Annotated in this window: 9 protein-coding genes and 1 tRNA gene; 6 read left to right on the top strand and 4 right to left on the bottom strand. The window is 57.5% G+C overall.

All coding sequences use genetic code 11. The features are described from left to right. The 3 genes from MHX65_RS11185 to MHX65_RS11195 all read left to right on the top strand — a co-directional run. The coding region (locus tag MHX65_RS11185; RefSeq protein ID WP_239270131.1) for an HNH endonuclease signature motif containing protein at positions 1–470 on the top strand (470 nt) is incomplete at its 5' end. Between the two features lie 124 nt (positions 471–594). Next, entirely contained in the window at positions 595–1,323 is a 729-nt protein-coding gene (locus tag MHX65_RS11190) for an ABC transporter ATP-binding protein (RefSeq protein WP_239270132.1), read from the top strand. Next, complete coding sequence (locus tag MHX65_RS11195; protein ID WP_239270133.1) at positions 1,324–3,867, top strand: ABC transporter permease; 2,544 nt, start codon at positions 1,324–1,326, stop codon at positions 3,865–3,867. It begins immediately after the preceding gene. Here the strand turns inward: MHX65_RS11195 and MHX65_RS11200 are convergent. From MHX65_RS11200 to MHX65_RS11215, 4 genes are all read right to left on the bottom strand, one after another. Beyond that, positions 3,864–5,999 carry a bifunctional lysylphosphatidylglycerol flippase/synthetase MprF gene (locus MHX65_RS11200; RefSeq protein ID WP_239270134.1) on the bottom strand — a complete coding sequence of 712 codons (2,136 nt, stop codon included), beginning with the start codon at positions 5,997–5,999 and terminating at the stop codon, positions 3,864–3,866. The genes MHX65_RS11195 and MHX65_RS11200 overlap by 4 nt on opposite strands. Then, entirely contained in the window at positions 5,986–7,185 is a 1,200-nt protein-coding gene (locus MHX65_RS11205; RefSeq protein ID WP_239270135.1) for an alpha/beta hydrolase, read from the bottom strand. Before MHX65_RS11205 ends, MHX65_RS11200 begins: the two co-directional genes overlap by 14 nt. Positions 7,186–7,247: 62 nt before the next feature. Beyond that, complete coding sequence (locus tag MHX65_RS11210; RefSeq protein WP_239270136.1) at positions 7,248–7,607, bottom strand: fluoride efflux transporter FluC; 360 nt, start codon at positions 7,605–7,607, stop codon at positions 7,248–7,250. Then, entirely contained in the window at positions 7,604–7,906 is a 303-nt protein-coding gene (locus MHX65_RS11215) for a fluoride efflux transporter family protein (RefSeq protein WP_239270137.1), read from the bottom strand. Before MHX65_RS11215 ends, MHX65_RS11210 begins: the two co-directional genes overlap by 4 nt. Before the next feature lie 85 nt (positions 7,907–7,991). Between MHX65_RS11215 and MHX65_RS11220 the strand changes: the two genes are divergently transcribed. From MHX65_RS11220 to MHX65_RS11230, 3 genes are all read left to right on the top strand, one after another. Continuing rightward, a complete protein-coding gene (locus tag MHX65_RS11220; protein WP_239270138.1) occupies positions 7,992–8,438 on the top strand; it encodes a MauE/DoxX family redox-associated membrane protein in 447 nt (148 codons plus the stop codon). 53 nt (positions 8,439–8,491) lie between these two features. Further along, complete coding sequence (locus MHX65_RS11225; RefSeq protein WP_239270139.1) at positions 8,492–9,217, top strand: DsbA family protein; 726 nt, start codon at positions 8,492–8,494, stop codon at positions 9,215–9,217. Between the two features lie 76 nt (positions 9,218–9,293). Continuing rightward, positions 9,294–9,366, top strand: a tRNA-Ala gene (locus MHX65_RS11230). Positions 9,367–9,835: the final 469 nt, after the last annotated feature.

Here is a 9,835-nt window from a genome sequence, read left to right on the forward strand (position 1 = left end):
CTGGTGATACGAAAGTGTATTTCCCAGGCTACGGCTGGTCCCGCATCACCAACCTAGAAAACATCGACACCTTCACCCGACAACTCACACCACAAGAAACCGAAAACTACCAGCCCACCAGCCACATCCGCGCCTACACACAAGGAAGAGACCTCACCTGCCGCTGGCCCGGATGCACCACCCCAGCACACACATGCCAACTCGACCACCGCATCGAATACAACAACGGCGGACCCACCAACCCCGACAACCTCGTCACCCTGTGCCAACACCACCACAACATCAAAACCGACAAGCGAGTCCACTACATCATGGACCCAATCACCGGCACCATCGCCTGGCTACACACCGACGGAACCTACCAAACAGACCACCCGAAAGGACCACTCGCCACCACAAACACACACTGGCACTACACCTGGACACAATTCCTCAACCACAAAAGAAACAAACACAACAACAAAAAATAAACCCCACCAACCCAACACCACCACACCAATACGCCCAAATCAGCCCATGGGATGATGAGAGACTGCGAATAAGCGGGTTACTATATAGAGAGGTAATTTCCCATTTACAAGGAGAACACGCTTTATGACTGATGCCGCGGCACGCGCCGTTGACTTGTTTAAGCAATACGGAAGCGATGACACGGCTGTTATCGCCCTTGATCACGTTTCTATTGAGTTTGGACAGAACCAATTCACGGCCATTATGGGCCCCTCGGGTTCGGGCAAATCTACGTTGATGCACACGATGGCAGGATTAGACTCTGCTACTTCTGGGTCGGCGTTTATCGGAGATACCGATATGTCCCACCTCAATGACAAAGACATTACGGCGCTGCGTCGTGATCGCCTGGGATTTATTTTCCAGTCTTTCAACTTGGTCCCTACCTTGACGGCGGCGGAAAACATTACGCTGCCGACTGACATTGCGGGTAAGGACGTCGACAAGCAATGGTTCGAGGAAGTCACGCGTCGCCTGGGGCTGGCGGAGCGGTTGGAGCACCGTCCGGCGGAATTGTCTGGTGGTCAGCAGCAGCGTGTGGCCTGTGCTCGCGCCTTAGTGTCGCGGCCGGAGATTATTTTTGGAGATGAGCCTACGGGTAACTTGGACTCCAATTCCTCGGCTGAGGTGCTGGATATTCTGCGGACTGCAGTGGACCAGGATGACCAGACTGTGGTTATTGTGACGCATGATGCTAAAGCGGCGTCTTATGCCGATCGCGTTGTTTTCCTTGCTGATGGCAAGCTCGTTAATGAACTGCAGGATCCAACGATGGAGGCCATTCACAATGTAATGGCAGAGATTGAGGGTTAAATGGCACGCGGAAACGCAATGCGCAGGGTATCCGTGCGCAATATTTTGGCGCATAAGTTGCGCCTTGGGCTGACAATTTTGGCGGTGGTTTTAGGCACCGCCTTTATTGCTGGCTCTTTCATGTTCACTAACTCATTAAAGGCCACTTTTGATTCCGCGGTGGATAACCAATTCCGCGGTGTAGACGCAGTGGTCAGTGAGAATGACGATAGTGACCAGAAGCTGGATGAAGTGCTGCGCCAACAGCTGCTTGATGATCCCGAGGTTAAAAACATCAACGTCGCTGACTCGCAGACGGTAGTTGTTGCCGATGAAAACTCGGAGGCCTTCCAAACTCAGAGCGGTACTGCGAGCCTCGTGCCGTATTATCCTGCGGATAAAACCGTCGGCGGCGCTAGTGAGCTCATTGAAGGCAATGAGCCGCAAGCCTTAGATGAGGTAACGATCAATTCCTCTGCTGCGGAGAAATACGATATTTCCGTTGGACAGAAGCTTGTGGTGGTTCATCCGGATAGCCAGGACGAGGTTAAGGTCGCGGGTATCGCGGAACCGCCGGTAGAGCAGGGCGATAGCATCGAGCTGCGCATGGACGAGGCGAATTACCTAGAACGCTTTGGTGATCCCTCCCAGCTGAAGGTCTCTGCTGCTGATGGCGTGGATGCGAATGCGCTTGTCGATGACCTCAATAACAAGTTCGACATCAAAGTCGAATCCGGTGAGCGCCTGGCAGAGCAAACCAGTGAAGCAATGACTGAGGCATTGAAGTTTGTGAACTACTTCCTCGTTGCCTTTGGTCTGATTGCCTTGTTGGTGGGCACCTTTATTATTGCCAATACGTTCTCCATGATTGTGGCCCAGCGCATCAAGGAGTTTGCTCTGCTGCGCGCTTTGGGCGCTTCGCGTCGCCAGATCACCAATTCCGTTGTGGTGGAATCCGTTATCGTTGGTGTGCTGGGCTCCATCGTCGGCGTTCTTGCCGGCGTGGGATTGGTCGCCGTTATCAAGGCGGTTATGGGCGCCAATGGGATGGACATCGGCGGTGGCTTGGGCTTGAGCGTGTCGGCCGTGGTGGTCCCCATTATTTTGGGCACGATTGTCACCGTGGTCTCCGCGTGGGCTCCGGCGCGGCGCGCGGGTGCTGTGGAACCGGTTGAGGCGATGCGCACGACGGAGTCGGCCTCCGGCTCTTCGTTAAAGGTGCGCACGATCTTCGGTGCCATCATCATGATTGGCGGCATTATCGCGGCGTTTGCAGGCGTGCTTAGCGATGCCGAAACGAACGTCCGCGCCATTCTCGTTGGCCTCGGCGCCGTCGGAGTGATTATTGGTTTCTTCCTGGCCGGGCCCGCACTCTCTTTGCCGTTGGTGCCAACGCTGGGCAGGGCTATCGGTGCACCATTCGGGTCCATCGGCAAGCTGGCTGCTACCAACTCGCGGCGTAACCCGCGCCGCACCGCCGCCACGGCCTTTGCCCTGACCTTGGGCGTGGCATTGGTCACGAGCATCGGCATGCTGGGACAGACAATGAAGGCTTCCATCTCGGATACGGTGGACCAAACTATTACGTCGGACTATATTTTGTCCGGACCAAGCTCCGGAAACTTCCCGACGCCGAAGGAAACCGGTGCGCGTGCCGCAGAGGCAGACGGTGTGGATAAGGTCATTACCGTCGGCTCGGCGCCGGTTGCCGTGGACGGTCAGGCCTCCTTGGACTTTGGTAGCGGCGGGTTGTTCACCGTGACGGTGGATGCTGACCCTACCTCGATGCTGGCGATGAACATGGTGGAAGGCGATGCCAATATTGAAGGTGGCTTTGCCGCCACGGAAGACTTCGCCAAAGAAAATGGCTGGAAGGTAGGAGAGACCTACGAGGTCACCGGGAGCGAGCCGGGCAAGACTGCGGAAGCGAAACTGGTCGGTACCTTTGAACCCATCGAGACCATTCAAAATATGGTGGTTTCGCAGGACGTGGCAGAACAGGTCGCCGCTGACGGTGAATTCTCCGTGCAGATGGTGGGCGTCTTAGGTCAAGAAGGCTATGACAAGGAAGAGCTGCGCAATAACCTCGAGGATGCCGTCAAGGATCTCGTGGTGGTGCAGGTCAATACCGGTAAGGAATACGCGGGTCAGGCCGCTGGCTTCATCGACCAGATGCTGGCCATTCTCTACGGTCTTCTCGCACTAGCCGTGATCATCGCGGTACTGGGTATTGTCAATACCTTGACCTTGGGTGTTATCGAACGCCGCCAGGAGATTGGCATGTTGCGTGCGGTGGGTACGCAGCGCCGCCAAATCCGCAGGATGATCACACTGGAGTCGGTCCAGATTTCGCTCTTTGGTGCGATCATGGGAATTCTCATTGGCCTCGGCTTGGGCTGGTCCTTCATTGAGATCTTGAATGATCAGGGCCTTGGCGGCGCCGAGGTTCCGTGGGGCATGTTGGTAACCATGCTGCTGGGATCCGCAGTTGTGGGCATCATTGCAGCGGTATGGCCATCGCAACGCGCGGCAAAGACGCCGCCGCTGGAGGCGATTGCGGATTAATGCCTGGATATCCAGGCCTTGACCGCATCCGTGGTCTTGAGGTCTGGAAGGTAGGCGTGCATCGTCGCTAGACCGATATTAGGAAGTTTCAGCTCGTCGTCGTAGCACAGGAACCATGGGTGCTCTTCGGGCTGGAACTTCTTTTTGCTTGCCGCCAGGCTGTGGAATCCGTAGAAGGGCTCGACCTCATTGCCTAGGCGCTGCAAGAGATTGTCGAGCCAGGAGGGCGACGGTGCTTGCCCGGCCAGAGGGGCGCCGGATAAGGAGATCCAGGCACAGCCCTCGGCGTTTGCGATGAGCAAGGCTTCTGAGATGAGCAGTTCCATAACTCCCTTGAAGCCGTGCTCGTTGCGGCGCATGACGTCGAGGGTATAGCCCGCGATGGAGCCGTTTTCGAAGACGGGCATCCAGCTGGTGACGCCGTGGAGGGTGCCGTCCTGGGCTTCGGCAAGCAGCAGGCGAGTGCCGGGGACTTTCATTTCTTCTAGCCCGCCGAGGGTAAATCCCATTTCGGGCAGCGCCTTTTCTGCTACCCATTCCTCGCTGAGCGCGGTGATCTTGGCGATGGTGGTCAGGTCGAGTTCAGCCCAACTGGTCCAGCGGGTGCGAATTCCTTCCTTGGTTGCTTTATTGCGGGCGGTGCGCACGTTCTGGAATTTCTTTCCCTTGAACTCTGTGCGGCAGGGCAAGACGGCCTCTTCGGCAACGTGGACGCGCTTGAGCTCCGGGTGGGCGGCGGCGAAGTCCGCGTTGACGGAATACCAGGCCACGGCCCAGCCTTGGTGGGCGGCGAAGGCTGCGAATTCGGCGCTGATATCGCGGCCCACGGGCGTGCCTAGGGTGAGGGCGACACCGTTGGAGACGCGGTAAGCCACAAAGGAATCGCCGTGGAAAAAGTAGCGATTGGATTTCCACAGCGTCATAAAGGAAAGGTGGTCGCCGGTGCCGGATTCAAGCAGGCGGCGCGCGGTGCGGAGATCCGCCTCATTCGTTGGATCGGTGGGCCGGGAGAAACCGCGATAGAGGCGGAAGGCCACGAAGAACCAAAAGGCGTTTCCTATCCACTCGTAAAGGAACCAGGCGAGGGAGGACGTGGGGATTACGTGGTGGGGAAGTATCAGGGCCACCACGGTGGGCAGGAAGCGCAACGGGGTTTCAGCGAGCACGTTCGGCAGTGGGGCGTGCAGCTGCGCGATGAGAATCCAGAGCACCGAACCGCATGCGGCGATGCCAGCGCTTAACAGAGCGGTGCGCAGGAGATAGGCGCGGTTTTCGTGGGTGGGAAACAGCCGCCGGTTAATGAGCAGGATTGCGAGCACGCTAAGCCAAGGCAGCGTGACAGGGATGAGCTCGGGGAGGAAAGAAAGCCTATAGGCAAGCAGGGCAAGGGCCGCTACCTGCGATAAGACCGCGAGCCTCCAGGCGGTGATGCGCCCGCGCACGAGGCCGAAGCAAAAGACGAGCTGCAAGATGAGCGGTAACAGGTTGGCTATCACGGGCCCGATCCCGCGGCTATCTTGCCAGAGCAGGCGCGTGACATCGGAAAATGGGCCTTGCGCCAACGGATCCAGAGCGATGAAGGCGGGGCCTATCGCAACGCAGGCGACGCAGACGGCGATGAGCACGCGCTGTTCGCGCACGGTCGGCGTACCGGGCGCGGGTTTGGCGAGCAGCTGGCCGGCGGCGATGGATAGGGCGGCGGTGGTGATACCGAGGACATCGGAAAGCGCGCCCGCGTACAGCACGTACGTGGCGGTCAGGGAAAGAATGGAAATTCGGAGGCGGCGGCGCCACAGGCGAGGCATGAACGCGGAGGCGAACCCGGCCGCGCCTACGATGAATCCAATCGGGCTGAGGAAGTCGGTGCTATTGGGCCAGTGCTTGGCGATGCCCAGCGTTATCGGCACTCCAATCGCCGTCGCCGCCAGCCCGGTGGTGAGGGTATAGGTGGAACCGAGGAGCCACTCGGCCGGGGCGAGCCAGGTGGCGATGAGCAAGGTAATGATGATGGAAGCACCCGGGTGAGCGGTGGTGAGCGCAAGCCACGGTTTGAGGGGAAAATCGACGAGGTGTAGCGACCACATGATGGCCAGCAGAGCGATGGAAACGGGAAGCTTTTTAAGAATGGACATTGTTAATCCCATCGAACGGATCTGTTTCTACCTTGATGCCGCCGCGGGCAGCGGCCCAAGCAAAGGATTCGCGTAGCGCGGGGCGCCAGACCTGGAAGGAGTGCCCACCCGGCCGCGTGCCGTAATAGGTTTTCATTCCGGCTGCCCGAGCTTTATCTGATAGCGAGCGCAGGGCGTTGACGGATGCGGCATCGTCATCACCGGCGATGAAGATGGCCTGAAGGTTGTCGTAGCGGTTGCGCTCCAAGAGGTAGGCGGGGTCTTGGTTGTTATAGGCGGATTCATCGCCGTGGAAAAACTTATTAACGGTGGCGGAATGGCTGCCAATGGTCGGCTCGGCCTCGCCGGAGATATCAATAACGGAGCCGTAGGCATTCGGATGGGTGGTAGCTATTTGCAGCGCGCAGGTGCCGCCGTAACTTAGCCCGCCGATGGTCCAGGTGTGCTGATCGTTGTTGACTTGGAACTTTGACTTTATATCTTTGGAAACATCGCGGGTGAGGTAGGTCATGACTTGGGCGACATCGCTATCGGCGCAGATGGGGTTCGCGGTCTCGGAACCGGTGGCATCGACGGCGATGACGATGGGGCTGCGCCCGCCATTGGCCGCTTGGAATTGATCGGCGGTTTCGTCCGCTTCGCCCGAACCAAACCATTGATCCGGTCCGCCGGGGTTGCCGTGGAGAAGGACCAGAACTGGGAGGTTGTGATTCGTCCAGTATGCGGGCGGGATATACGCGGTGGCGGTGCGCGCGGAGAAGTGGGACGTTGCGCCGGGCAGATCGACGTGGACGAGGGCGGCGCCGGAATGGGTGGTGGTGAACTCGTCATAGTCCATTTCCTTCGCCACAGGGCGCGGGTCGAGGGAGCCAACGTCTGGATAGGTTTGATATTCCATATTGACTAGCCCGACGGTGGCCAAGAGGGAAAAGATTCCCACCACGACCGTGATCACCTTGGGCCTGCGGAGGAGTGCGGCCAGGGGAACCACCGCGGCTAGATAGATGTGCCAGGGTACTTCCCAGCGCCGGAGGAAGAACCACGCAATGGCGCAGAGGACTAGGGCGAAAAGTATCGGCCAGATTTTCTTTTGGGTGATAACAACGATCGCCGCTACCGCGAGGATGAGGAGGAATATGACGCCGTTGACGGGCTCGGCCAATGGCAGGTTCATAAAGAAGTTCACACAGAGAAATCGTAGGCCTGCGCTGGTCCAATCTAGCTAGGAGCGAGCTGGGAATTGCGTACCTAGATCCCGTGATAGATAAGTCCAGCCCACATCACCCCGCGCCAGGCTAAAACCACTCCGATCCCGATGGTCCAAAAGAGGTATTTGCATAGGGGCCACCATTGCCGCTGTTTGACCATTTCCCCTAGCTCTTTCGCCATGGTGGACCAGGTGGAAAGTCCACCGGCGAGGCCGAGGGCGAAGAGGGGATGGGTGAAGGGGGCATCGGCAAGCTGCGAAAAGCCCACCGCCAAGCCAAAAACCAAGGAGCCCAGGATATTGGATACGAAGGTGCAATACGGCGAGGGCAGCAGGCGGGTAAAACCGTAGCGCGCCGCGCCGCCGAGAAAACCGCCGATAAGGACGAAGAGCAGGTTCATCGCAGCTTATCCCCAGCGAGGTAGGCGGCGGTGCAGCCCACGAGCGTGGCCGCGACATAGGCCAGGGCGATGCTCCAGTGGGAATCTGCGGTGAAGAAAGCAAAGCCAGCAAAGCTGGTAAAACCGCCCAAGAATCCGGTGCCCCAGAAAGGCCCTGGGCGGGTATATCCCATCAGCGCGCTGCCGACGATGTTGAGGATAAGCAGCGGGATCAGCCCGCCGCCGAGCGCGATGGTTAAGAGATAGCGGGCACCGGCGCCGAGCGCGGCACCGGACCCGGCGATGAGGAAGTGCGGCATGGGGCCCATCATAGTGGGCGAAGTCTCAGGAAAAGCACAGGGCATTGTATCTGAAAAAAGGAGGTTAAACGCTAAACTAATCGGCGTGGATAAGACGTTTGATGTGGTGAGCTTCATTGCTCGCTTTGGCATGGCCGCGGTGTGGATCATCGCCGGCGTAGAGAAGATGGCGCACCCGCTGGATACCATGCAATCCATCAAGGCCTATGAGATTTTCACGCCCGAATGGTCTGGGTATTTGGCCCAGCTCATTGGCCCGCTAGAGCTGGTGGGCGGAATGCTCCTTCTGCTGGGTATTTTCCTCCGCGAGTCCTCCAAAGTTGCGGCCGTGGTCATGGTGCTTTTCATGGTCGGCATTCTCCAGGCATGGCTGCGTGGGCTGGACATCGATTGCGGGTGCTTTGGTGCTGGTGATGCTGCTGCGGAGCCCGGCATGAACTACGGGCTGACGCTGCTTCGCGATGCCGCCTTCCTCGCCCTTACCGCATGGACCATCAAACGCCCGTTCACGAAATTTGCGCTCCACCCGTAGTGGTGGGCACAGTAGGTTGCAAGAGTCCGAAAGTATCTACAGGCAAGGTTTAAATGAGCAAAGTAAGTGACCCAAATGCCAAGTCTGGCAATGGTTTCATCTGGGGCGTCGGCGTCCTCCTCGTTATTATCGCCGTGGTCATTGGCTACATCGTGTGGAATGGCAAGCAAGCCAATGAAATCGAGGTGCAAGACGTCAATATGTCCATGGACTATAAGGACAACGCGATTACCCTGAAGTCCGATGCGGCCAATGACGATACTCCAGAAGTAGACCTCTACGAAGACTTCTCCTGCCCCCACTGCGCGGAGTTGGCGGAAAGCACCGATGAGGAGATGAAGCAGGCGATTGAGGATGGCAAGCTGGTCGTCCACGTGCGCACACTGAATTTCTTGGACAAGGTGCGTGATGAAAACAATGATGGCTACTCCACTAAGGCTGCGGCAGCCTTGTCGGAACTAGCTAAGTCCGGCGATGTGAAGACCTACTGGAATTTGCGCGACTACATGATGCAAAACCAGCAGAGCGTTGCCAGCCAGTGGGAAATCGAAGACATCGCTGACCAAGCGAAGGAGCTCGGCGCCGAGGATGCCGTGGTTGATTCCATCAAGAACGTGGATATCGAGCAAGGTAATAAGGTTGGCAAGGCAAACTCAGACAAGCTGAAAAAGGAAACCGACTCCGTTTCCTCGCCGCGCGTTGTCCAAAACGGCAAGGATATTCCGGATAAGGATTCTGGTCAGTCTTTGAATGACTGGGTAGACGTCGCCACCAAGTAGCAGGCGATTTGGTGAGTTAAATACTCGCCATGTATATTCATACGAGTTGCGGCCCACAGGGTTGCACCTCGTATATGGGGCTATGGCGCAGCTGGTAGCGCACCACACTGGCAGTGTGGGGGTCACGGGTTCGAATCCCGTTAGCTCCACAATATAGTGTCCCGAGGCATCGTGTAAGAACGGTGTCTCGGGATTTTTCATGTGAAAATGTGTCTGGTTACAGTGCGTTGGGGTGTCGCCTGTTAACTAAGACTCATGTAATGTAACCCGTGCAAACCGCCGGAACCTTTTGAAAATGGGAAATTATATGAATTTTACTGTGAAAGCTGCGGCTGCTGGCGCAATCTCTGCAGCTGCACTTGCACTTTCTGCTCCCGCCGCCACTGCGGCGATTCCTGGGAACCCAATGTCCGCTCCGACGTGTGCTAACCAGCAGGTTGTTTTTGTTCCTGGCGGAGCGAATACTATTCCGTCAGCACCTTCGGATGTTCCGCACGTGAGGTTACCCTCGTTTAGTGGACACCCGATTAGTGCGGATCTTGTGTCCGTAAGAGAGGATGTTCATTGTGAGTCAACAACGCCAGAAATACACGCCTGAGTACCGGCGTGAAGCCGCGA

This window comes from Corynebacterium sp. ACRPS (genome assembly GCF_022346005.1).
Taxonomy (GTDB): Bacteria; Actinomycetota; Actinomycetes; order Mycobacteriales; family Mycobacteriaceae; genus Corynebacterium.